This window comes from Acetobacter orleanensis, from assembly GCF_001581005.1.
GTDB lineage: Bacteria > Pseudomonadota > Alphaproteobacteria > Acetobacterales > Acetobacteraceae > Acetobacter > Acetobacter orleanensis.
This window is the reverse complement of record NZ_LHZV01000063.1, coordinates 110,337-134,012: the sequence shown is the minus strand read 5'-3', so window position 1 is coordinate 134,012 and position 23,676 is coordinate 110,337. Positions and strand designations below refer to the sequence as shown.

At 60.1% G+C, this 23,676-nt stretch carries 25 protein-coding genes; 14 read left to right on the top strand and 11 right to left on the bottom strand.

Translation table 11 applies throughout. The features are described from left to right. Positions 1–47: 47 nt before the first annotated feature. The 6 genes from AD949_RS09035 (at position 48) to AD949_RS09015 (ending at position 6,529) form a co-directional block, all read left to right on the top strand. A complete protein-coding gene (locus AD949_RS09035) occupies positions 48–644 on the top strand; it encodes a hypothetical protein (protein ID WP_052944526.1) in 597 nt (198 codons plus the stop codon). Positions 645–652: 8 nt separating this feature from the next. Continuing rightward, entirely contained in the window at positions 653–1,690 is a 1,038-nt protein-coding gene (locus AD949_RS09030) for a cytochrome-c peroxidase (RefSeq protein WP_244463292.1), read from the top strand. A gap of 318 nt (positions 1,691–2,008) precedes the next feature. Next, positions 2,009–3,442 (top strand): cytochrome ubiquinol oxidase subunit I, encoded by a 1,434-nt coding sequence (locus AD949_RS09025; protein WP_048835158.1) that lies wholly within the window; start codon positions 2,009–2,011, stop codon positions 3,440–3,442. Between the two features lie 2 nt (positions 3,443–3,444). Further along, entirely contained in the window at positions 3,445–4,476 is a 1,032-nt protein-coding gene (gene cydB / locus AD949_RS09020; RefSeq protein ID WP_371277353.1) for a cytochrome d ubiquinol oxidase subunit II, read from the top strand. Positions 4,477–4,487: 11 nt separating this feature from the next. After that, positions 4,488–4,610, top strand: coding sequence for a DUF2474 family protein (locus AD949_RS13830; protein WP_082064621.1), 123 nt, complete (start codon positions 4,488–4,490; stop codon positions 4,608–4,610). 275 nt (positions 4,611–4,885) lie between these two features. Beyond that, positions 4,886–6,529 (top strand): M28 family metallopeptidase, encoded by a 1,644-nt coding sequence (locus AD949_RS09015; RefSeq protein ID WP_244463309.1) that lies wholly within the window; start codon positions 4,886–4,888, stop codon positions 6,527–6,529. Positions 6,530–6,939: 410 nt separating this feature from the next. Here the strand turns inward: AD949_RS09015 and AD949_RS14570 are convergent, their stop codons facing one another. The 3 genes from AD949_RS14570 to AD949_RS09000 all read right to left on the bottom strand — a co-directional run bounded on the left by AD949_RS14570 (position 6,940) and on the right by AD949_RS09000 (position 8,647). Next, positions 6,940–7,377, bottom strand: coding sequence for a hypothetical protein (locus AD949_RS14570; protein ID WP_048835159.1), 438 nt, complete (start codon positions 7,375–7,377; stop codon positions 6,940–6,942). 91 nt (positions 7,378–7,468) lie between these two features. Beyond that, a complete protein-coding gene (locus AD949_RS09005) occupies positions 7,469–8,110 on the bottom strand; it encodes a DUF3159 domain-containing protein (protein ID WP_061504654.1) in 642 nt (213 codons plus the stop codon). A gap of 90 nt (positions 8,111–8,200) precedes the next feature. After that, positions 8,201–8,647: a DNA polymerase III subunit chi gene (locus AD949_RS09000; RefSeq protein WP_048835161.1), complete on the bottom strand. Its 447-nt coding sequence runs from the start codon at positions 8,645–8,647 to the stop codon at positions 8,201–8,203. 311 nt (positions 8,648–8,958) lie between these two features. Between AD949_RS09000 and AD949_RS08995 the strand changes: the two genes are divergently transcribed. Continuing rightward, positions 8,959–9,813 carry an aldo/keto reductase gene (locus tag AD949_RS08995; protein ID WP_048835296.1) on the top strand — a complete coding sequence of 285 codons (855 nt, stop codon included), beginning with the start codon at positions 8,959–8,961 and terminating at the stop codon, positions 9,811–9,813. A gap of 108 nt (positions 9,814–9,921) precedes the next feature. Here AD949_RS08995 and AD949_RS14115 read toward each other — a convergent pair whose 3' ends face one another. The 8 genes from AD949_RS14115 to AD949_RS08960 form a co-directional block, all read right to left on the bottom strand. Continuing rightward, complete coding sequence (locus AD949_RS14115) at positions 9,922–10,083, bottom strand: hypothetical protein (protein WP_156475926.1); 162 nt, start codon at positions 10,081–10,083, stop codon at positions 9,922–9,924. Between the two features lie 266 nt (positions 10,084–10,349). Further along, positions 10,350–11,453 (bottom strand): S1C family serine protease, encoded by a 1,104-nt coding sequence (locus AD949_RS08990; RefSeq protein ID WP_048835162.1) that lies wholly within the window; start codon positions 11,451–11,453, stop codon positions 10,350–10,352. Between the two features lie 161 nt (positions 11,454–11,614). Next, a complete protein-coding gene (gene hrpB / locus AD949_RS08985; RefSeq protein WP_048835163.1) occupies positions 11,615–14,167 on the bottom strand; it encodes an ATP-dependent helicase HrpB in 2,553 nt (850 codons plus the stop codon). Between the two features lie 52 nt (positions 14,168–14,219). Next, on the bottom strand, positions 14,220–15,206 hold the full coding sequence (locus AD949_RS08980) for a hypothetical protein (protein ID WP_048835164.1): 987 nt from the start codon (positions 15,204–15,206) through the stop codon (positions 14,220–14,222). Positions 15,207–15,299: 93 nt separating this feature from the next. Further along, positions 15,300–16,250, bottom strand: a complete 951-nt coding sequence (hslO, locus tag AD949_RS08975) for an Hsp33 family molecular chaperone HslO (protein WP_048835165.1) — start codon at positions 16,248–16,250, stop codon at positions 15,300–15,302. A gap of 125 nt (positions 16,251–16,375) precedes the next feature. Beyond that, entirely contained in the window at positions 16,376–16,693 is a 318-nt protein-coding gene (locus tag AD949_RS08970; RefSeq protein ID WP_048835166.1) for a hypothetical protein, read from the bottom strand. Between the two features lie 4 nt (positions 16,694–16,697). Beyond that, on the bottom strand, positions 16,698–17,696 hold the full coding sequence (gene argF / locus AD949_RS08965; protein ID WP_371277352.1) for an ornithine carbamoyltransferase: 999 nt from the start codon (positions 17,694–17,696) through the stop codon (positions 16,698–16,700). After that, positions 17,693–18,898 carry an aspartate aminotransferase family protein gene (locus AD949_RS08960; protein ID WP_048835167.1) on the bottom strand — a complete coding sequence of 402 codons (1,206 nt, stop codon included), beginning with the start codon at positions 18,896–18,898 and terminating at the stop codon, positions 17,693–17,695. The genes argF and AD949_RS08960 overlap by 4 nt, the downstream gene beginning before the upstream one ends. A 246-nt stretch (positions 18,899–19,144) precedes the next feature. Here AD949_RS08960 and AD949_RS08955 point away from each other — a divergent pair, with 246 nt between their 5' ends. The 7 genes from AD949_RS08955 (at position 19,145) to AD949_RS08925 (ending at position 23,661) form a co-directional block, all read left to right on the top strand. Further along, on the top strand, positions 19,145–19,861 hold the full coding sequence (locus AD949_RS08955) for a RecX family transcriptional regulator (RefSeq protein WP_048835168.1): 717 nt from the start codon (positions 19,145–19,147) through the stop codon (positions 19,859–19,861). After that, a complete protein-coding gene (locus AD949_RS08950; protein ID WP_048835169.1) occupies positions 19,858–20,316 on the top strand; it encodes a CHAP domain-containing protein in 459 nt (152 codons plus the stop codon). Before AD949_RS08955 ends, AD949_RS08950 begins: the two co-directional genes overlap by 4 nt. A 165-nt stretch (positions 20,317–20,481) precedes the next feature. Then, positions 20,482–20,733 (top strand): twin-arginine translocase TatA/TatE family subunit, encoded by a 252-nt coding sequence (locus tag AD949_RS08945; protein WP_048835170.1) that lies wholly within the window; start codon positions 20,482–20,484, stop codon positions 20,731–20,733. A gap of 102 nt (positions 20,734–20,835) precedes the next feature. Further along, the gene (locus AD949_RS08940) at positions 20,836–21,456 is read left to right on the top strand and encodes a methylthioribulose 1-phosphate dehydratase (RefSeq protein ID WP_048835171.1); all 621 of its coding nucleotides are present in this window, start codon (positions 20,836–20,838) and stop codon (positions 21,454–21,456) included. Further along, entirely contained in the window at positions 21,453–21,998 is a 546-nt protein-coding gene (locus AD949_RS08935) for a 1,2-dihydroxy-3-keto-5-methylthiopentene dioxygenase (protein ID WP_048835172.1), read from the top strand. The genes AD949_RS08940 and AD949_RS08935 overlap by 4 nt, the downstream gene beginning before the upstream one ends. Next, positions 21,995–22,711 (top strand): acireductone synthase, encoded by a 717-nt coding sequence (mtnC, locus tag AD949_RS08930; RefSeq protein ID WP_048835173.1) that lies wholly within the window; start codon positions 21,995–21,997, stop codon positions 22,709–22,711. The genes AD949_RS08935 and mtnC overlap by 4 nt, the downstream gene beginning before the upstream one ends. Beyond that, a complete protein-coding gene (locus tag AD949_RS08925; protein WP_174766745.1) occupies positions 22,708–23,661 on the top strand; it encodes a bifunctional riboflavin kinase/FAD synthetase in 954 nt (317 codons plus the stop codon). Before mtnC ends, AD949_RS08925 begins: the two co-directional genes overlap by 4 nt. The last annotated feature ends 15 nt before the right edge of the window (positions 23,662–23,676 follow it).

The following is a 23,676-nucleotide window of genomic DNA, read 5'->3' as shown; positions in this document are numbered from 1 at the left end:
ATCAGAATATACAATATTTCACCGTATATAGATGGAGCGTAAAGCCAATGGCAATCAGCAAGCAGATTGCGTTAAAAACTGTTGCGGTTTTATCACTTGCTCTGGCCGCAACAGGGGGTTTTAGGGGGGAAGTCATGCCCTTGGCGCAGGCTGCGGAGGTAGGCCAACCTCAGGCTGGTTCGGCAAGTCATGGGATGCAGAATTGTCCAAAAGGACCGATCTCCCTGCCAGATGCGCTCAAGGGGTGGGCTGAGCCAGCATCCGTGATCACCGCCGCGACCTCAAAAGAACTGGACGGAGTAAAGCTGACAGTTGGTAAATCTGTCGCTGCGCATCTCCGCTCCACCGCAGAAATGCAGTATGTCGCACGGCCCGAGGAGCCGGGCGGCAAGGTGAGTTCCGGCGGCATGTTTGCGTTTGATGCTCCTGCGGCAGGGACATACCGCGTCATGCTGGGTAGTCGGGCGTGGCTGGATGTGGTGCAGGATGGCAAAACCGTTGTTTCCTCGGACCATCATCGCGGGCCGGCCTGTAGCGGAATTGGCAAGATGGTGGATTTCCCGCTGACTGCCGGGCGTGCGGTGGTGGAAGTTAGTGGAAGCGGTAAGCCGGACATGACGGTGATGGTCATCCGGGTTCCATGAGGGCAGGCGTGCCTCTCCGCCGTTTTTTGGCTTTGCGTCTCCTGATCGGGGTGGGCCTGCTGTCCGCAGTCTGGGGTGCGGCGGATAGGTGTGACGCCGCGCAGGTCGCGCCGGTTCTAGCGCCGACCGAGATGAGACCCTCCAAGACGGAAAAGGTCGGGGAAGCTGCCTCTGAGCAAGGTGCTACGCATAAGGACATTGAAGCCCCAAAGAACGCGCCTTTGTCGGATGAAGAGGCACGTATCCAGCTTGGGCGGCGGTTGTTTTATGATGCCGATCTGTCGGGTGACGGCAGCATGGCCTGCGCGTCCTGCCATGAACAACGGCATGCCTTTTCTGATGGAATGGCCACACATGCGGGCATTACGGATGAACCCGGAGTGCGCAACGTGCCCTCCTTGGGGAATGTAGGTGCCTTTAAAACTCTGACATGGCTGGATCAGCACATCACAACGCTGGAGCAGCAGGTGGGTACACCGGTTTTTGGGCATGTTCCTGTGGAAATGGGCATGCCAGACGGGGCGACGCTTCTGCGCCGCGTATCGGCGGACGCCTGCTACCGAAAGCTGTTTGCACAGGCGTTTAAAAACGAAAATGGACGGATTGATGCCCAAACGGTTCCCAAAGCACTGGCTGCGTTTGAACGCACGCTGACATCTGCCAACAGCCTGTGGGATCAGGCGCGGCGGGAAAAGGCGCATCTGCCAGACGCGGCGCAGCAAGGGGAGGCGCTCTTTTTCGGGCGAGGCCACTGTGCCTCGTGTCACAGCGGCTTTCTCTTGAGTGATCAGTCTTTTCACAGCATTAATGCGGCCCGCCCAATGCGGATCAGAACGCCGTCTTTGCGGAATGTGGGCGTCACGGCCCCGTATCTGCATGATGGGTCTGCCCCCACACTGCGGGATGCCTTAGTGGCCCATACCCAAAGCCCCGCTTTGTCCGCTAAAGAAGAAAAGGCGCTGGAAGCGTTCCTCCATACGCTGACAGACACGGATTTTTTGCATAATCCGGCTTTGTCCCTGCCGCCGGAACAGTGCCCTGTCTAGCCGCACTATGGAGCGGGCAGGGGCTTCCTGAAGGTCGATCGGCGTTCGTTCCTGTGGGTGCGTATTAGGCTCTTCCGCGTAGCCTGCGCGGCACGGGGTATGCAACTTTCCAGTGTGTCCTGCGTCCCACATAACGCCTGTTTATCATGTCATGATGAAAAATGCTTTGTCGCGTGTGGCGTGCTCAGGCATCAACATAGGTACCATGCGGTAGCAGTCTGGCGCGTAAGCCGGGGATGCTTCGCACTAAAACCACGTTCGTGTCATCGAGACCGGGTCCTGAGGGCGCGTGCGTTCTGAAAATGGAGTACGGGCCTCGTGGGTGCACTGGATCCCTTATTTCTGGCACGATTGCAGTTTGCATTCACTGTCGGATTTCACATCGTCTTTCCCGCTTTTTCCATCGGGCTGGCGGCTTTTCTGGCCGTGCTGGAAGGGTTGTGGCTTAAAACCGGACGACAGGTCTATCTGGACCTCTTTCGCTACTGGCTGCGGACCTTTTCTATTGTTTTTGGTATGGGCGTGGTCTCCGGGCTGGTTATGTCCTACGAGTTCGGCACCAACTGGGCGCAGTTTTCCCAAAAAGCCGGGCCTATTTTAGGGCCGCTGCTTGGGTATGAAGTCATGACGGCCTTCTTTCTGGAGGCAGGCTTCCTCGGCATCATGCTGTTTGGCATGAACAAGGTTGGCCGGAAGTTGCATTTCTTCGCTACCTGTGTGGTGTCCCTCGGCACGCTGATTTCTATGAGCTGGATCCTCTCCTCCAACTCATGGATGCAAACGCCGCAGGGATATACCATTGAAGCAGGCACAGGCCGCTTTATTCCCGCAGACTGGTGGGCGATTGTCTTTAACCCCTCCTTCCCCTTCCGCCTTGTGCATATGGCGCTGGCGGCGTTCCTGTGCGTGGCGTTTGCCGTCGGGGGCGTGGGGGCGTGGCATCTGCTGAAAGCCAGACGGGAAGGACGTGCTCCGACGGAAGCTGTGAAGGTCATGTTCTCCATGGCCATGTGGATGGCGGCGATTGTGGCGCCGGTGCAGATTCTGGCTGGCGATACGCAAGGGCTGAATACACTGAAATACCAGCCTGCTAAAATTGCAGCCATTGAAGGCGACTGGGACAGTGAAAGCCGTGCGCCAGAATTGCTGTTTGGTATTCCGGACATGGAGCAGGAAACCACGCATTATAAGGTGGCCGTGCCGCTACTTGGCTCGCTTATCCTCACCCACAGCCTTGATGGCAAAGTGCCGGGCCTGAAGGACTACCCGAAGGACCAGCGCGCCCCGTCTCCCATCGTGTTCTTCAGTTTCCGCATCATGGTGGCGCTGGGTATGCTCATGGCGTTGATGGGCGTGTATTCGCTCTGGCTCCGCTGGCGCGGCCGCCTGTGCGCGGATGTGCTGTTGCAGCGTTTTGCGCTGGTCATGGCGCCTGCCGGATTTATAGCCATGTTGTGTGGCTGGGTAACGACGGAAGTTGGGCGGCAGCCCTTTACCGTTTACGGGCTGCTGCGCACGGCGGACAGTGCCTCGCCCGTGGCCGGGGGCACGATTGCCACTACACTGGTTGTTTTTGTTATTGTGTATTTCATTGTGTTTGCGTCTGGCATTAGCATTCTTCTGCGCGGATTTGCGCAGGAACCGCATGTGGGTGAAGTCGGGCCGGATGCCCATGCGCCACAGCGGGCCGCGTCCATGCAGGCGGCTGTTTCAAGCACCGCCGCCGCAGGCCAGACAGGGAAGGATAACTGAGCATGGATATGACCGGTGCAGCCTATTGGCTCCCCATTGTCTGGTCGGTTCTCGCGGCTCTGGCAATTTTTATCTATATTGTGCTGGATGGGTTTGATCTCGGGCTCGGCATTCTTTTTCTTGCCGAGCAGAACAAGACCTATCGCAACGTTATGGTGCAGACCATCGCCCCCGTATGGGACGGCAATGAGACATGGATGATTTTTGGCGGCGCGGCGCTGTATGGCGTTTTTCCCAACGCCTACGCCACCATCCTGCCTGCGCTCTATCTGCCTGTTCTGATCATGCTTTTTGCCTTGATCATGCGCGGAGTGGCGTTTGAATTCCGGTCCCGCATGCATACGGAAAAAATGCGGGATTTGTGGGATGTCGGGTTCTGCGGTGGCTCCCTTGTGGCCTCTGTCATGCAGGGGGTTATTCTGGGCACGCTGGTGTCCGGTATTCCTGTTGAAAACAATGCCTTTGTCGGCAGCGGGTTTGACTGGCTGGCTCCGTTCCCGCTGTTTTGTGGTCTGGCTGTGGCTTGCGGCTACACGCTGCTGGGCGCGACGTGGCTGGTCTGGCGGACGGAAAACACCTTGCAGAACACCATGCGCAAGTGGTCCGGCGTTCTCTCCATTATCATGCTGGTGATGATTGCGGGTGTATCCGTATGGACCCCGGCGCTGCATGCTACATATATGCAGAACTGGACAGAATGGCCGCGTATTCTCTTTGTAGCACCCGTGCCTGTAGCGGTACTTATTCTGGCCCTCATTATGTTCAGAGCGCTGCGCGGCAAGGAGTCTCGTCGTGTTCCGTTTTTCTGTGCGCTGGGCTGGTTTTTCCTGTCTTTTTCAGGGTTGGGTATTTCCATCTGGCCATATATCGTGCCGCCGGGCATGACCATCTGGCAGGCATCCGCTCCGCCATCCAGTCAGGCCTTTCTGCTGGTTGGGGCTGCGGTGCTGATCCCGCTGATCCTGTCTTATACAGCCTTTGCCTACCATGTGTTCCGTGGCACCGTGAACGAGCATAGCGAAAGCTACCATTGAGGGAGAGCCCCATGCAGCAGACAGCAGAACGCCCGCTCTGGCTCAAGCTCCTCTGGTTTGTGGGGCTATGGGCTGGCGGTGTGGTCGCGCTGGGTGTGGTGGCCGGAGTGCTGCGGTTGCTGATCCATCCGTGACCTGAGCCAGCGTTTCAGGCTTGCAACAGGGCGTATTCGCTTTTGAGAGCGGATACGCCCTGTTTGTTTTGTGGAGCACTGTTGCTTTATAAAAACGGTCGTGAATAGTGTTGGGTCTGACTTTAGCCAACTGGAATGCAGGACACAGCAGAATGCGCAAAACTGATAAAACCGTGCCGTACCCTACAGTGCGTGACGGAGCGATGCGCCCTCTGCGGCGTGGCCTGCTGGCCTGTGCTGTATCGGCTGTCGCTCTTGTTGCTAGTGTGGAGCCGATGATGGTCGGGCGTGTCGCACAGGCAGAAGATGTTTCTCCGTCCGTTTATGCCCCTATCAGCCCGCAGCGTATGTCAGACGCCATGAAGGTGTTGGGGAGCGATGCATTTGAAGGCCGCGCGCCCGGCACACCGGGGGAAGCAAAAACCGTTGCGTGGCTTATTGAACGTTATAAGCAGATCGGTCTGGAACCAGCGGGTGAGAACGGCGGATGGATACAGCGTGTGCCCTTGCAGCACACCCGCGTTGGCACACCGGACCTGTTGCAGGTTGCGTTTGGCAAGAACACCCTCAAGCTGGCGCATGTGCAGGATATTTATTTCACCACCGCACGTGGAGTGGACCGCCTGACAATTCGCAACGCCCCGTTAGTGTTTGTGGGTTACGGTGTTCATGCGCCAGAACGGGGGTGGGATGATTTCAAGGATGTCGATCTGAGAGGAAAAATTGCTGTCTTTCTGGTTAACGATCCTGATTTTGACGCAAAACCGGGTGAAGCTGTTGCAGGCAAATTCGGCGGTCGCGCCATGACGTATTATGGCCGCTGGACCTATAAATATGAGGAAGCCGCCCGCCGAGGCGCCATTGGCGCGCTGATTGTGCATGATACGCCGGGAGCGTCCTATGGCTGGTCCACGGTTATTGCACCGGGGGGTGAGTCCTTTGATATTGCCCGCAGTGGAGAAAGGCAGCCAGTGCTGATGCAGGGCTGGATTTCCACCCCTGCTGCGATAAAGGTTTTTGCACAGGCCGGGTTGGACCTGCCTGCGTTGCGGGTGCAGGCGCGGCAGGTATCCTTCAAACCTGTTACTTTGCCAAAAGCACTGTTCTCTGTTGATGCGCCAGTTGAGGTCTCACATCTGGAAAGCCAGAACGTGCTGGGCAAGCTGACAGGTAGTAAACATCCGGATGAAACCGTTATGTTTGGCGCACATTGGGATGCGTTTGGCATGAGCAAGGATGCGCAGGGCCACACTATTATCCGTCATGGTGCGATTGATGACGGGTCCGGTGTGGCAGGCGTTCTGGAAATTGCCCGCGCGTTTAAAGCAGGCCCACAACCGGACCGCACGGTGATGTTCGCATCATGGACGGCTGAGGAACGCGGGCTGCTTGGCTCCGCATGGTACACCATGCACCCGATGGCACCCCTTGAGAAAACAGCCGCCAATTTCACCATGGATGTGTTGCAGATGGCCGGCCCTGCCCGCAATGTCTTTATGGTCGGGGCAGGGCAGGATAGCGTGCAGGATGATATTGCCGCCGCTGCGGAAAAGCAGGGTCGGGTGATGCTACCGGAAGCCATGCCAGAACGCGGTGCCTTCTACCGCGCCGACCATCTGCCTTTTGCGCGCGCCGGTGTGCCGGTGGCTGCTTTAATGGATATGGCGGGCTACCCGGATCTGATCAAAGGTGGCGTGCCCGCTGGGCGGAAATGGTTGCAGGATTATATGGTGTGCTACCATCAGGCATGTGATGCGTGGAGCCCGGATTGGGACGTACGGGGTGCGGCGGAAGATGTCGCGCTACTTTACACTGTCGGTCGCAATCTCGCATTTTCGCAAAATTGGCCGCAGTGGAAGCCGGGCTCAGAATTTGCGTCTGTGCGTGCAAAAAGTGCGGCGGTGCGGGGCAATAAGTAAGTCTGTTTAGATGCGGGCTGACGGTTTCTGTCATGAGACTGTCAGCCTTTTTCAAAGCGTAATCACCAACGTATGCTGATCAGCTCTCGTTGAATGCCGTGTGGACATTATGTTTTGAAAGACCTTTGCGCACGTTTACAAATACGGTGTGTCGCTGGATTGTGCCCTGTTTCGCTCAGCCAGCGATGACATAAGTTTTTTACAAAGTCAGGTTGATCCTTGGCTGCATCGTTCAGCCAGTTGGCAACGGAATCCTGCACATATTTCTCGCTCTCACATTTTAACGGTTCAAGGAGCGGCAGTCCGCGTTGTGGCTCTTTGCGCAAGATGGGGCTATGGCGAGCCCACACGCCGCGAGGGCGTAAAACCTCAACAGCAAAACGCCGGATAAATGGACGGGGAGAGGCTGTCTACGGCACAAGAGCGATCAGTGAGTCGCCCAGCGAGGCCATTAGCTTGTCCCGCACGGCCAACCACGCCCACTCGCGAACGCCAAAATGTGTGTCATCAGCAAAAGGTTTGATCGCAGAGAGTAACGTTGGTACGTCATCAGTGGATGTTAATCGTGCCGTGGCGAAAGCGGCAATGCCGCGTACCGTGTCGCTCCGATGGTCGGCAAGGGCTTGCACGGTGGCAGGACTGGTTTTGTCCACAAAAATATCTGCCGCCATTTGCATCCGTTTAACGATACCCACCTGAGCCAGAGGCGAGAGTGCCTGCAAAGCGGACGTATCAAATACTTCAAGACTTGAAATAAGAATTTTGAAATCGATTAAAAGAATGTCAGTCAGGGTCCCACTCTCGCATAGCCCATGGTTGAGGTCGTTTATTTTCTGTGTATCCATCATGGCGGGCGGCTTTCATAGTGGTTCCAGTGTTCCAGTGTTCCAGTGTTCCAGTGTTCCAGCGTGCGCGCAGGGGTGGGGTGGGAGTAGCCCGCTAGGCAGAGGGTGTCAGAGCAGGTGGAGCAGGCGCTCTAAACCACCCAAAACGTCGGCACAGTATGAGGACGCGCCGGCCATTCATGCTGATCAGCATCATGACACCCAGACTGCTCCAGCCGATCAGTGTACGCAGCGTAAGGGCTTTTGTGAGCGGGAACGCGGTCATCAGCCAGAAGAATACACCGGCTCGGGCAACAAAATAGGCGGCCCACAGGAGTGTAAACGCCCGGAAAAACCGGATGAGTTCAGGCTGATCTTTCGGGATCATATGTCCGTTTTTTGAGCGCGCGGCAAAGCGCAGCACTAGGGGTTCTTCCGCCACGGCTCCGGCTGTAAAAAAGGCGGCGGTGATGAGGTTGGACACTGTGGCTTCATAGCGCAGCATGAAAGGAGTTTTGGCGTAGAGATCAATCACGCCGAACACCAGCGCCATGCTGTTAGAGAACCACCACAAAACCGGAAACGGGCGGCGGGTGGCTAAGCGCCAGACACATTCCGCGACAATAAAAAGCAGTGTGATGGCAATGGCAGGCTTAATGCCAAAAACAAGCAGCATACCCCAGTAGAGGATCAGGCCGCCGAACATATGGAAAAGACTGACCAGTGATCTGGAAAATCGTTTCATTTTTTCTGTCACAGGATTTTTCCATAATGTTGGTTCTGGGTTTAAGCCGTGTGGCAGAGTATGAGCAGAGTTTGTGTCTGTTGTCCCGTGAAAGAAGGAATGTTAGCGCGCGCGCTTCCAGCCCCGGTCTTCCTGCCGCCAGTAGGCCAGATCATGCCCGGCGGCTTTCATGGCGGTCCAGCGTTCCCGCGCTGCGGCAACGGCGGCGGCGTCATGCCCGTCAAACAGGTCGAACACACGGTCAAAAGGAGGGGTGTCCGGGCAGGTGCGGCCTTCCAGAAGGAACAGGAACGGGGCGGCGTTGGGCACGTCTTCCCCTTGTGTCAGCCAGATCGGTTGCAGGTCCGGGCACAGGATGCCCTCACTGCCATGCGGCAACCATGCCGGTTCCGAGACTTTCCACAAGGCTTTATCCACCGCGTCCAGTAGGGGTTTGGTTGCACACCACACTACGGCTTTCTGCCCACTGGCCAACGTGCGAGCGAGCAGTTGTGGCAGAGCCTCCTCCACGCTGGTGCGGGTAAGATGATAAAAGCCAATCTGCGTCATGCGGGCCGGGTCCTGTCTTCTGGCATAAGGGGCAGCCTATCAGCTTTCGGTCTGTATGCAGAGGGCCGCAGGCGGTCAAACCGGTGGGTAAAGGACCGGCTTTGTGTTTCGGCGCCGCTATGTGCTGCCAGCATGTGCGGCTCCCGCAGGGGAACGATTGCAGTGCTGCCGCGCTGGCAAGACTATGCACTCACCACAAAAGACGCCGCCTGACTGATATATCATGCGCCCCTTCGTGCTCTCCGTCGCTGTGCGACAGGATGAACGCGCGGTGGCGAGGCGGGCTTTGTATGAAGAAGGACACAGACATGATGGCGAAAACAGTCACGCTACCCGATGGCACCAAACTGCCCGCGCTGGGTATGGGCACTTGGAACATGGGAGATTCGTCTGCCTCATGGAAGGATGAAGTCGCCACGTTGCGCCATGGCGTGGAGGCTGGCCTGAAGGTGGTGGATACTGCGGAAATGTATGGGCAGGGCCGGTCGGAAAGTCTGGTGGGCGAAGCCATGCGGGACGTGCGGGACGATATTTTTCTGGTCAGCAAGGTTCTGCCGTCCAATGCCTCGGCAGAAGGTGTGGCCAAAGCCTGTCGCTCTTCCCTCCGGCGGTTGGCGACGGACCGGATCGACCTCTACCTACTGCACTGGCGCGGGAGTGTGCCGTTGGCCGAAACCATAGAGGCGTTCCGCAAGCTGAAAGAGGACGGGCTGATCCGCTACTGGGGCGTGTCCAATTTTGATGTGGACGATATGCAGGATTTAGAGAAATACACCCGATCCTGTGAGTGCGCGAGCAACCAGATCCTCTATAATTTGGAGCATCGTGGCGTGGAGTATGACCTGCTGGACACCAACCGCTTCCGGCATGTGATGACCATGGCTTATTCTCCCATTGGGCAGGGTGGGGAATTGTTGCAAAACTCGGCTGTTAAAGCCGTAGCGGCTCGCCATACAACCAGTAATGGCCCAGCAAGCCCCGCACAGATTGCGCTGGCTTGGGTGCTTCGGATGAGCAATGTCATGGCGATCCCTAAAGCCTCTTCTCTTGCGCATATCAAGGATAATATCGCCGCGCAGGAGATTACGCTGACTGAGGATGATCTTGCTGCGCTGGACGCTGCCTTTCCGCCGCCTTCCCGCAAGACGCCGCTGGATATGATCTGATCCGGTGTGTCTGACGCGCGGCATAAAGGGCGTCAGACACAAAAAAGCCGCCGGGCAGAACCACGGCGGCTTTTTTTGACTTCAGTCAGATAAATCGGGGCTGAAAAATCAGACGCCGTCTTTCTGCATGTTGTCCAGAATGTAGGTGGCCATCAGCACGACCGGCAGGCCGAAGGCCAGAGAGAAGGTCAGAAAGTTCATGTCGTTCAGCTTGAGGCCGGTAAACAGCATGTCCAGACCCAGCAGTGTCAGAAAACCGTACATTTGCATGGTGAAGCCCTTTCGGTAGCGCGCAACATCGGAAGAAAGTCAGCCAACTCCCGGTATGGGGCGGCATCATTCAGAAACTTTGTTCCTTTTGAGGCGTATTTTACGCTGCCGCTAGGCGGGGTCAATATTTATTTGGTTTCCGTAAGTAATGGACCATTCTGGTCTTGTTTCATCAAACCGTAATTTAAGTCGGATCACGGTGAGTTTTTGAGAACTTATCTGATTTTTAAATAGAAATCAGAAGCGTGGCAGGCTGCGTGAGCCGATCAGTCTTCCGAAACCGGGCGATGGCCAACATGGATAGTCAGGGTCATGGGCTGGCTTTGCCGCTGCACGCTGATCTGCACCGTGCTGTTGGGGTGGGCGGCGGCTACGGCGCGGATCATGGTGCGGGCAGTGTCCATATGCTCGCCGCTCATGGCGGTAATAATATCGCCACGCTTTAGGCCGCCTTGTGCGGCGGGGCCGTTGCGGTCCACTTCCGCCACGCGGGTGCCGTTGCGGGTGGTAATGTCTTCCAACGTGGCACCCAGCCAGCCACGGTCAATCCGCCCGTCCCGTTGGAGCGCGTTGACAACGGGGATGACAATTTCAGACGGAATGGAAAAGCCCAGCCCGACAGACCCACCCGTGGGGGAGACAATAGCGGTATTCAGCGCAATGACCTGTCCGGCCAGATTAAAAGTCGGGCCGCCGGAATTGCCCGGGTTGATGGGGGCATCCAGTTGCAGAAAATCATCAAATGGGCCGGTGCCAATATCCCGCCCACGGGCGGAAACAATGCCTGCGGTGACGGATGAGCCAAGGCCAAACGGGTTGCCTGCGGCCATAATCCAGTCCCCCACCTGCACAAGGCGGCTGTCTCCCCATTCCACAAACGGAAGCGGGGTGGGGCTGTCGATCTTGATGACAGCAATATCCGTCAGATCATCAATCCCGATCAGGCGGGCGGAAAACTCCTTACCGGTGACAAGAGCCACGGTAATTTTGTCCGCGTCTTCCACCACATGCCCGTTGGTGACAATCACGCCGGATGGGTCAAGAATAAAGCCCGAGCCTGCGCCTAGCACTTCATCCCCATGCTTGCGCATCCGTTCCCGAAAACGGCGTTCCAGCGGTGTGCCTTTAACGGCGGAGGGTAGCTTTTTGCGTGTGCTGGAATCTGAATCCCGCGTGACGGCGATATTGACCACCGCAGGCACAACCTTACGCACCAGTGGCGCAAAGCTGGTTGGGCCGGGGGCAGCAACCAGAGGCGTAGGCGGTGCAAAAGTGGGGGCTGGGTCCGCCAGTGCAGTGCTCGTCCCGGTGGAAAGGCCGGACAGACTCATGGCGGCCATTACAGGTAGGCTCCGCAGCAATGTCTTCATGAGTAGGTGATCTGCTTTCCGGTCATATCGACTTTTGGCCCTGTTTCTCAATTTTACGCAATGATTCTATGCGCCAACAGGTCACACTGGTGCGGGTTTGCAACGCAAGTGTGGTGCTTGGGTAACAAAATCTTAATGTGCAGGGCGGCCCAGATATAGTCTTATCGGGCGGGCTTGCGCGGCGTTGCTGGGTTGAGGGCCGGGTTTTCCGGCCATTCATGCCGAGGGTAGCGCCCCCGCATATCCCGCCGCATGTCGGCCCAGCCGCCTTTCCAGAAGCCAGCCAAATCCGCCGTAATGGCTTGCGGGCGGCCAGCGGGGGAGAGCAGGGCGAGGCGTAGCGGCACACGGCCACCTGCCAGTTTCGGGGTGTCTTCCGTGCCGTAAAAAACCTGCGCGCGGGCGGAGGCTACAGGCACAGGTTGCGTATAGTCCACGCTGGCCTTGCCACCGGGGAAGGAGAGGGCGGTCGGCAGGTTTTTATCCAGCCACGCGTTGAGCGTGTAGCCCAGATGGTTTTTCAGCAGCGTTGTTAAGTCCAGCCCGCGCAGATCAGCCAGAGAGGTTAGGCCTTCAAGGGAGGGGGCGAGCCAGTCGTCCATCCGCGCGGCCAGAGCCGGGGTCGTGAAATCCGGCCACTCTTCACCCACGCCTACGCCATCAGGCAGGGCGCGGGCCAGTTCCACGCGGGCCTGAAGCTGGCGGGCGGCATCCGGCCAGTCCAGCGTGGTGTCTGGCGCGGCTTTGGCCTGTGCCAGCAGCAGGGAGGCGGCATTACCGGCCTGCACCTTTTCTGTCAGGTCCCGCAACACAAGGCAGCCGATGCGCGTGCGGCGGCGGGCGAGGATATTGCCAGAGACCGGGTCCAGAGAGGTTTCTACCTGCTCCTTCGTGCGGTCCAGCAGCGCGGGGGGCAGCGCATTGAGGTCGAGCGGGGCGGCAAGGCGGATTTCCGCGGAGGTGCGTAAATGCAGCCCGGCCACGGCGAGCAGTTTTTTCTCCGCCAGCCCATCATCCCGGCGCAGGCGGGCATTGCTGCCATTGGAGAGGCGGAACGTGCCAGCTTCCCCACGGGAGAGCGCGATACGGTCCGGGAAGCCTGCGGCAATTAAGGCGGCAGGGTCTCCCCCGACCTGCTGGCGGGCACGTAGCCCAAGCCGGAGGCGGAAGCGGGACGCGGCCTGACGGATGCGGGCCAGAGCGCCTCGGTCGGCTTCAGGATGATCCCCCCCGGCAATCAGATCCAGCCGTAAGGAAATATCAGAAGGGGGGATGGGGGGTGGCCCGCCGCGTCCAGCCGCGCGGGGGCGGAGAGGGTCACGTTCCTCCAGCAGGGCCGCGAGGTCCGCCGCCATCGCGGCTTCCTCCGCTGTGCGGGCGGCGAGCATCATCGCGGCAAGGCGCGGATGTGTGCCAAGGGCGGCCATGTCGCGACCATGGGGGGTAATCACGCCGTCCTCATCCAGTGCGCCGAGCATGATCAGCAACTCCCGCGCCGCAGCGATCGCGCTACCGGAAGGCTGGTCTGGCAGGGGCAGAGGCGTGTCAGACTGACCGACCGTATCCGCCCATAAGGCTGTAGCCAGAACGAAATCAGACAGGTCTGCTTCCAGAATTTCCGGCCTGTCATGCTGGGGCAGGCCGCGTTCCGTCGCGGTGGTCCAGAGGCAGAAGGCGGTGCCGGGAGCTTCTCGTCCAGCGCGTCCGGCCCGCTGGCGGGCGGCGGCGCGGGAGATGCGCAGGGTTTCCAGCCGGGAAAGACCTGCTCCGGCATCAAAACGCGGAGCGCGACGGAAACCGCAATCCACCACAACGCGCACACCGGGCACGGTTAGCGATGTTTCCGCAATGGAGGTGGAAAGAATAACCCGCCGTTGCCCCTGTGGGCCGGGGCGTAGCACGAGCGCTTGCTCTGCCGGGGAGAGTTCCCCATGCAGGGGGAGAACTGTGGCGCGGCAGTCTTCCAGAAGCTGCGCCGTGCGGCGGATTTCCCCCGTGCCGGGCAGGAAGACCAGAATATCGCCTTCGGTTTCCGCCAGTGCCTGCCGCACCCCGGCGGCGGTTACGGCGGGCAGGTCACGCAGGTGCGGAATGTCGCGTTTGGCGTGCTGCACGGTAAGGGGATACATCCGCCCTTCGCTGGTCAACACCGGGGCGTTCATCAGTGCTGCGAGCCGTTCCGTTTCCGCAGTGGCGGACATGGCAACCAGCCGCAGGTCTGGCCGCAGGGTGCGTTGCAGGTCCAGACAGAAGGCTAGCGCGAGGTCCGCGTCCAGAGAGCGCTCATGCACTTCATCAATAATCACGCAGGCGACATTTTCTAGCATCGGGTCGCCCAGCAGGCGGCGCAGAAACAGCCCTTCTGTCAGCACTTCGATGCGTGTGCGCTCCGAGACCACGGACTCCAGCCGGGTGCGGAAGCCGACAAACCCGCCCAGCTCTTCTCCCATCAGGGACGCAATGCGCGTGGCGGCGGCGCGGGCTGCCAGACGGCGCGGTTCCAGCATGATGATGCGGTCCGCCTCTCCCCGCCACGGAGCAGCCGCCAGAACCGGGGGCACCGTTGTGGTTTTCCCCGCGCCCGGCGGAGCAACCAGAATGGCGGATGCAGGCTGCCCCTCCACGGGAGTGCGGGCAAGTGCGGCGCAGAGGTCTGGCAGCACGTCCTGCACGGGCAGGCCATCGGCAATGGCAAACGGTGAGGCAGCGGGCATCTGGTTCAGTATAAAAGAGTGAGAATGGCGGTGTGGACCGAGATGCGTCTTTTTACCGTTTGGGCAGTTTCAGAACGCCGGGCTCGGGCGAGCGGACTTTTGGCGTTGCGGGGGCTGCGCTTTCATTATCTTCACCTGCCGGAAAAACCGGGTCGGGTTCAGAGGATTGTGCGGGAGCCGCACGGTTTGGTGTCGCACTATCCGCCGTGCCATCCGTGGCGGGTGCATTTTCCGGCACCGTGGCGGAGGGTGTTGCGTCCGGGACGGAGACCGTCGGGGTTGTCACGGTCGGCACTGTGACCGTGGGTGTTGTAATTTCTGGCGTTGTCACAGCAGGTGTTGTGAAGGCGGGAGTGCTGCTCAGGCCAGTCGCGGCTACCGGAATCGCGGCCGCTGCTCCTTTACGGGCTGCGCTGGTTTTTGCGCCCGGCGCATCAAGGGACTGGCTCTGAATAGCCGAGCCAACCGGTGTGCCGCCCGCATCCACCATCCAGTCTTTCAGGGTTTTGCGCACCTGATATTCAAACTCTACATTCATGCGCTGCATCATGTCTTTGGTGAGTTCGTACAGGTTGGCCGGGCTGTCCGCATCGCCTTTGGACAGGTCAGGCCGGATGGTTTCGGACACATGGGCTTCCGCTCGTGCCGCCTGTGTGCCGCCGCTGTTCAGCAGTTCCAGATGCACCGCCATCTGCCCGACCAGCACGCCGCCTGCGTTATGCAGGATGGAGGCGCGGTCAATCACGAACTTTGCCGTGCCGGATGAGCCTGCAGCCACCAGCCGGTCCTGCGCCATCTGGCGGAGTGCCTGCGCGGGTGGGGTCGGCGCGTTGGGGCCAATGTCCCCCGGAACTGGGTTTTGCAGCGTCTTATCTTCAATATCCAGCGTGCCAGCGTTCAGGTGCATCACGCTCAGATAATCATAGCGCAGGGGGGCGAAGTGTGTCGGCTGCGTATCGCCCGCGCAGCCTGCCAGAAAGGCTGGCAGGAGCAGAGCGACAGAGCATGTTGCGCGAAGCGGGCGAGAAAACAGCGACATGGAAACACGGTCCTTCAGGCGCGGAGTCCGGATATGGCAGCCAGAATCCTGCCTGCCCGGACAGATGCGGTCAACGGGTCTGTGCCGCGTCCTTTACGGGGTGCGCGGCGTAATATCCTTACGCGGAAAGCGGAAGTCGTGATTGCAGAATTCGCATGTCATCACAATCTGCCCGTCATCCTGACACATATGGTCCAGATCATCCGCGTCAAACCCCTGCAAGACATCAGACAGACGCGCGCGGGAGCAGCGGCAGCCATAGGCCAGAGCGCGCGGCTGGCTGACGTGCAAGTCTTCCTGATGGAACAGGCGGTGCAGGAGCGTGGCGGAGGACAGGGTATCATCCAGCACTTCCTTTGTGGAAAGCGTGGAAGCCAGAATAGTGGCAGTTTCCCAGCTTGCGTCGGCGTTTTCCTCGCCCACAACAGCGGTGCCACCTTCACCGGCAATGCGTTCCAGCACAAGGCTACCCGCGCGCCAGCCTGCGTCCGTCATGGTGCAGCACAGGTAAATCCAGCAAGCATGCTGCTCACTCGTGTTGAAATAATGCACAGCCATTGTCGCAAGGTCATCCCCCGCGAGGTCTACAATGCCCTGATGGCGCTCCATGTCCGCGCCCTGATCCACCGTGAGGGCCATATAGCCATCGCCCAGCAGTTCGCGGTCGGTCGGGTTCGGGGTTTCTTCAAGCAGCGCATCCAGAGCGTCATCGTCCGTGCGGGCGTAAAAGCGCAGCGCACCGGTATCTGTGCAGTCCGCCACCAGCATCGTCACGGGGCCATCGCCCTTGATCTGGAGCGAAAACGCCCCCTGAAACTTCAGGGCGGACGCCAGACCAGCCACCAGAGCCAGCGCTTTGCCTGCCAGACGGTTGACCACGCCGGGGTGGTCGTGGCGGGTCAACAGGACGTCGGTCAGCACACCAAGGCGGACCAGACGCCCGCGCACGGGACGGCCTTGCAGGTAGAACGGTGTCACACCACCGGGGACAACCAGATCCGGCACATCGGGGCGGTCACGGTCGAGAAAAGCAGGAGTTTCCATAAAAAACCTTAAATGCGATCAGTTCTGAGAATATGGGGAGACGCCCCGCATAATAACAGGGGGCGCCTTTGCTGACTGATGCAGTGGCCCCAGAGGCCCGAGGATGCCCAGAGGCCCAAGGATGCTCAGATATCCGAGGAAATGGACAGTTCCAGTTGTTCAAGCTGCTGTTCCAGCGTGCGTAGCGTGCTGGCATCCAGTTCAAGCCCGTCCTTTACCGCGCGCAAGAAGCCCTGACGGCAGGCATCATGGGCCTGATCGAGATCCGTCGTGCGGCCACAGCCTGCCAGACAGTCAAGGTAAGAGGCGCGGAACGGAGCAAGCTTGTCCGCCGTAACCGGCAGGCTGGCCAGAATACGGTCCAGACTCTCTTCCACCCAACCCGGTGTGGCGGGGGTGTCTTCCGTGCTGGTAGGGGTTACTGGTGTGTCTGCGCCGTTCATCCGCTTAGTCCTTCCCGAAAGAGGTCCAGTTCTCGCCGCCCATCGTCCAAGCCAGCAGGCCTTTTTGGGCATGTAGCCGGTTTTCGGCTTCATCAAACACGACCGACTGCCGCCCTTCAAACACGTCTTCCGTCACTTCCTCCCCAATATGGGCAGGGAGGCAGTGCATGAAGAGGGCATCCGGCGCGGCCAGAGCCATCAGGGCCGCATTCACCCGATAGGGGGAGAGTTTGGCAAGGCGCATGGCGGATTCTTCTTCCGAATCCGACATGCTCAGCCATGTATCCGTCACCACACAGTCTGCACCTTCAACAGCGGCGCGGGGGTCTGTGGTCAGCACCACATCGCCCCCTTCCTGTCTGGCCCAGTCCAGCACGGCTTGCGGCGGGGCCATGTCCGCAGGCGTTGCGGCGCGGAGTTTAAAGCCGAAGCGCACCGCGCCTTCAATCAGGGACACCAGCACGTTGTTGCCATCCCCGGTCCACGCAAAGGTGCGCCCTTTGACCGAGCCACGATGCTCTTCATAGGTCAAAACATCCGCCAGAATCTGCACCGGGTGGGAAGAGGGCGTCAGGCCGTTGATAACCGGCACGCTAGCGGCGCGGGCCAGTTCATGCAGGTTTTCCGTCCGGCCTGTGCGCAGCACGAGTGCATCCACAAAGCGCGAAAGAACGCGGGCGGTGTCCGTAATGGTTTCGCCTCGGCCAATCTGCATATCGGACGGGGAGAGGATGACAGCATCCCCCCCAAGCTGACGGATGCCCACTTCAAACGAAACACGGGTGCGGGTGGACGGTTTGGAGAGAATAATCCCCAGAGCACGGCCAGCCAGCGGCACGCGGGGGTGTAATGGAAAGCGGCGGCCCTTCTGCATCTGTTTCATACCGGCGGCCACATCCAGAATCTGGCGCAGCGTGGTGGCATCCAGATCTTTCAGGTCGAGAAAGTGGCGCGGCCCGGACTGTGTGGAAGATGTGGAGAGGGAAGACAGGGCGGCACTCACAGGCTTGGCTCCAGTGTTTTCGTGGTCTGGGTATCAGTCAGGGTCTGCACCGCTTTTTTCAGGCGTGTCGCGGCTTCACGGCACTCGTCTTCGGAAATGGTCAGAGGCGGGACCAGACGGAGCACGTTGTCTCCCGCCGTGACGCACAGCAGGTCGGCCTCCTGCGCCGCCGCCTGCACCGTGCCAACCGGCAGCACGCAGCGCAGGCCGATCAGCAGGCCAAGGCCGCGCCGTTCCGCAAAAATGGCAGGGGCGTTCTGCACCAGATCATCCAGAAGCCTATCCAGCAGGGCGGCGCGGGCACGGACCTGCTCCAGAAAGCCGGGGGCCAGCAGGACATCCAGCACTGCATTGCCAGCCGTGCAGGCCAGCGGGTTGCCACCAAAGGTTGTGCCGTGTGTGCCCGCCGTCATGTTTTTTGCGACGGCTTCCGTCGCCAGAACAGCCCCGATGGGGAAGCCCCCACCCAGACCTTTGGCAGCGGACATGACATCCGGCGTAATGCCTGCCCATTCATGCGCGAACAGCTTGCCGGTCCGGCCCATGCCGCACTGCACTTCATCCAGTGCGAGCAGTACGCCGGTTTCATCACACAGCGCGCGGACCGCCTTGAGATAGTCCGGGCTTGCAACTTTGATGCCGCTTTCCCCCTGAATGGGCTCCAGCATAATGGCGGCGGTCTGCGGGGTGATGGCGGCTTTCAGGGCGGCAATGTCATGAAACGGGACATGCACAAAGCCCGGAACCGGGGTGCCAAAGCCCTCCAGATATTTCGGGTTGCCCGTGGCGGAGAGCATGGCCAGCGTCCGGCCATGGAATGCGCCGTCCATGCAGATAATGTCCGTCCGCTCCGGGTGGCCTGCCATGGCCTGCGCCCGGCGGGCGAACTTCACCATGCCTTCATTGGCTTCCGCGCCGGAATTGCAGAAGAACACGCTGTCCGCAAAGCTGTTGGCCACCAGCCGCTCCGCCAGCCGTGTGGCCTGCGGAATCTGGAACAGGTTGGAGACATGCATGACCCGCCCGATCTGGCCGGTCAGTTCACTTACCATATGCGGGTGTGCGTGCCCGATGGAGCAGGTTGCAATGCCTGCGGCAAAGTCCAGAAATCGTCGCCCGTCCGTCGTGTACAGCCAAGCGCCTTCGCCACGCTCAAAAGCGAGGGAGGCACGGTTGTAGGTCGGTGTCAGGGCTGGAATCATGGAACAGTTCTTTGTGTTGCGTTGAGGTGATCAGCAAAAAAGGAAAAATGGCGCAAAACAGAAAATGCCCGCTGCCTGTCTGGAGCGGGCGACCCGTTTGCACCCGGCATGATGCGGCTGTCCTGCGCGCAGAGTCAAACGTCTAAAACGAAAGTCTCGCATGAAATTGTTATATTTGTTGCGTCTGGAGGGGGTTCGCTGGTCACGAATGGTCTTTTTACAGCAAAATAGGGCATAAGGGGTACTATGGGATCCGAAACCACACCCGCTGCCGAGGCACCGCCGCCACCTGACCGCAAAATCCTGCGGGAAGCAGCACTCGCGCATCTGGCGCGCTTTGCCACCACGCGGCAGGGGCTGGAGCAGGTTCTGCTTCGTCGCATAGCCCGCTGGGAGCGCAGCGCCTTGAAAGCCGGGGTGGAGCAGGATGACGTACGCGCCAAGGCCGCCGCCCTGCGGCCGGTGGTGGAGGCTGTGGCGGAGGAGATGATTCGTCTGGGCGCGGTGGATGATGCCGCCTTCGCGCAGGCCCGTGCCCGCAGGCTGGTGCGCTCCGGCCGGTCTGGCCGCGCCGTGCAGGCGCACCTTGCCGCGCGCGGTGTGGAAGCTGATGTGCGGGAGGCCGCCTTGCAGGAAGTGGTGGAAGGGTTTTCCCCTGCGGATGTGGAATTATCCTCAGCCCTTGTGCTTGCACGCAAGCGGCGGCTGGGGCCTTTTGCTGGTGCGCCCTCCCTCAGGCCGCCGCGTGTGTCCGGGATGCAGGAGTCTGGCGCGCAGGATTTCGGGGCTCAGGACGATGGGGACGGACGTAGCCCCGGCCTCAGCCCGGAAGAGGCGGAGCAGAGGCGGGCTATGGGGATTTTTGCCCGCGCCGGTTTCGGGCGGGATGTGGCGCAGCGGGTTCTGGAAATGGACCCGGAGGAGGCGCAGGAGTGGATGGAGCGTTTGAGGGCCGAGTCGTGAAGCGTTGGAGTAGTCTTTGTCTGCCCCTGCTGCTATCCGCCTGTGCGGGGCATGGGGGCTGGAACGGACCTGTGCAGTGCGCGCCATATGCGCGGGAACAGTCAGGTATTCAGTTGCGCGGGGATGCGGCGAGCTGGTGGCGGCAGGCAAGCGGGCATTATACGCGCACCTCCACGCCGGAACCGGGTGAGGTGCTGGTGTTCCGGTCCACCCGGCGGTTGCCGTCCGGGCATGTCTCGGTAGTGCGGGCCGTGAAAAATTCGCGCCTTGTGCTGGTGGACCATGCCAACTGGGAGCCGGGGCGGGTGACGCACCGTGCCCCGGTGGAAGATGTCTCGCCGGGGAATAACTGGACGCAGGTGCGCGTCTGGTGGACGCCTATTCACGGCATGGGGAAAACCGTCTACCCTGCGTATGGGTTTATAGAACCTGTGCTGGCGGGTGGCAGTTCCTGAGCCAAAACCCGCCGAGGGAAGGCCACAGGCAGTTTGCCCCGTTTTTCAGGCAGGCAGAGAGATCGGGCTTGCATGATGGGGGAAGCGCCGCCATGTGGTCAGAACACAAACAGGGAACTGGGCCGTAGCGCACTGCGTCGGCCTGCTAAACTAGAGGGCTGTTGAATGGGTAGCTTAAGCATCTGGCACTGGCTGATTGTGCTTGCGGTTGTGCTGGTGGTTTTTGGCGGTGGCGGCAAGATCAGCTCCATGATGGGTGATTTCGCGAAAGGGATTAAATCCTTCAAGAAACACATGGCGGATGATGAGCCGATGGATGAACCGGCCCCGCGCGCTGGTGGCCATATTTCCCCTCCGCCTGCCACAAACCCGGCAGACCCCGCTGCCGTGCAGCCAGAAAAAACGCGCCAGCCCTGAGCTTTGATCCTTGCTGCACGGCACAGGGATGCGCCTTAGGGCGGCTTTCTGGCTGGCCCGCAGACTGAGGACAGTGCCTTACAATAGCGCCGGATTTGAAGCATGAGCGAAAGCATGACGGATTTTGCACGCGCCACGCAGGAGATTCTGCTGGCAGGGCAGCGGATGGATGCGCGTGGCTGGGTGCCTGCTACAGCGGGTAATATCAGCCGCCGCCTGCCGGACGGGCGCATCGCCATTACGCGGTCTGGGTGCCACAAGGGCTTTCTGAAGGCTGAGGATGTCATCACGGTCAATGGCGGTGGCATTGCGCATCGCCCCGGTGACAAGCCGAGTGCTGAAACACTGCTGCATTGCCAGATCTATCAGCAGGACCCGACCGCAGGGGCCGTGCTGCATGGCCATTCCGTGGCGTCCACCGTGCTGTCCATGATCGAGAAAAGCCCGGCCCTGCACCTTGCGGACTATGAAGTGCAGAAGGTGTTTGAAGGCCAGACCACGCACGAAGCCTCCGTGCCGGTGCCGTTGTTTGAGAATGATCAGGACATTGCGCGTCTGGCGCAGAAGGTCACGCCGTTCTTTGGCACCATGCCCGCCGGATACATCATTCGCGGGCATGGCGTGTATGTGTGGGGCAAGGATATGCCAACCGCACTGGCACGGCTGGAAGGGCTGGAGTTTCTGCTGGCCTGCCTGCTGGAAAGAAGGAAGCTGGGGCAGTGAGCACGCTCACCATCTATCAGGATACCGTGCCGGAAACGCCTGTTCTGCAAACGCAGGACCCGGCGGACATTGCCAGCCATCTGCGCCCGCTGGGGGTGCGGTTCGAGCGGTGGCAGGGCCCGGAAATCCCGCCGCGCTCGGCAGATGCGGAGACCGTTCTGGCCACCTATCGCCCGTTTCTGGACAAGTTGATGGGTGAGACCGGCGCTGGCTCCGCCGATGTCATGCGTGTGGACCCGGCCACTCCCGGCCTTGAAGCGCTCCGGGCCAAATTCCTGTCCGAACATACGCATAGCGAAGATGAAGTGCGCTTTTTTGTGCATGGCTCCGGCCATTTCATCCTGCATGTGGCGGACAAGATTTATGACGTGGAATGCACGCAGACAGACCTGATTTCCGTGCCCGAAGGCACAAAACACTGGTTTGATGCCGGGCCGGAGCCGGATGTGGTGGCTCTGCGGATTTTTACCCACAAGGAAGGCTGGGTGGCCAACTACACCGGCACCGACCTTGCAAACCGTTTTATGGCGTATGATCAATGAGTGCAGTCTCTCACACCCCGCGCGTCGCCCTGCTGGATATTGAGGGCACAACAGCGCCGGTCTCCTTCGTGCATCAGGTACTGTTTCCCTACGCCCGTACGCATCTGCCGCACTTGCTGGCGGAGCAGGCGCATGACCCTGTGGTGCAGGCTGAACTGGAAGAAATCGCTCGGCTGGCCCCCGGTGTGCCACCCATGGAGCAGTTGACGCGCTGGATGGATGCGGACGCCAAGGTCGGCCCGCTCAAGGCGCTTCAAGGGATTGTCTGGGGGCAGGGCTACCAACGCGGTGAGCTTGTTGCGAGCCTCTACCCGGATGTGGTGCCAACATTGGAAGCGTGGTCAAAAGCCGGGCTGACGCTGGCGGTGTATTCTTCCGGCTCCCAGCCCGCGCAGAAGCTGATTTTTGGCCATACCCAGCAGGGTGATGTGACCCCGCTGTTCAGCAAGTTTTTTGATCTGAGGGTTGGCGGTAAGAAAGAGGCGGAAAGCTATCGCAACATCCTGCGTGAAACAGGTTGGCAGGCGGAGGACGTGCTGTTCCTGTCTGACGTGACGGCGGAACTGGATGCCGCGGCGCAGGCCGGGTTGCAGGTCTGCCAGATTGTCCGCCCGGAGGACGCTACGGTGGCGGGGAAACATCATCCGGTGGCGGCCACGCTGCCAGAAGCAGCGCATTTGTTTGGCCTGCCGGACACGGAGTCTGCGGCGTGATCAGGGCGCAACTGCACGAGGGTTGGCAGGCTACTCCGCAGGAGGCCCGTGGCTGCGCGGCCGCTTTGGGGAATTTTGACGGCGTGCATCTGGGCCACGCGCACCTTGTGCATACGCTCCATTCCGCACGGCCTGACCTGCCGTTGGCTGTGGTGACGTTTGACCCGCACCCGCGTGAGTTGTTCCGCCCGCAGGACCCGCCCTTCCGTCTGACGCTTTCAGACGAAAAACTGGCGGCCCTTGAAGCACTTGGGGTGCGGCATGTTTTTCAGATCAGGTTTGATGAAGACTTCTCTCGCATGTCCGCCGAGCGATTTGTGGAAGATGTGCTGTATGACGGACTGGGCCTGAAGCACGTTGCCTGCGGGCCGGATTTTGCGTTCGGGCATCGGCGCGGCGGCAATGTTTCCTTTCTGTCTGAACGCTCGGCGGAACTGGGTATGGGCTTTACCCCTGTGCAGGCGCTTTCGGACGGAACCGCGCCGTATTCGTCCTCCCGCATCCGGCGGCTGTTGCAGGATGGGTATCCGGAACGGGCGGCGGAAGAACTTGGTCGCCCGTGGTTTATCCGGGGTGAGGTGCAGCATGGGGACAAACGCGGTCGTCTGCTCGGTTTCCCCACGGCCAATATTCCGCTGGGGCGGCATCTGGAACCCGCGCGTGGTGTGTATGCCGTAACGGTCCGCCTGCCAGACGGGCAGACCCGGCCCGGCGTGGCCAATATTGGCCGCCGCCCGACGATTAATGACGGGCAGGAAAGCCGGCTTGAGGTCAATCTGTTTGATTTTGATGGGGATTTGTATGGCCAGACACTCTCCGTCGCGCTGCACCGCATGTTGCGGACAGAAAAACGGTTTGACGGGCTGGACGCGCTGAAAGACCAGATTGCGCAGGACGCCACACAGGCCCGCGCCGTTCTGGACGAAGAACTCCGCGCGAATTATCTCTGAAATGCCGCTTGCTGC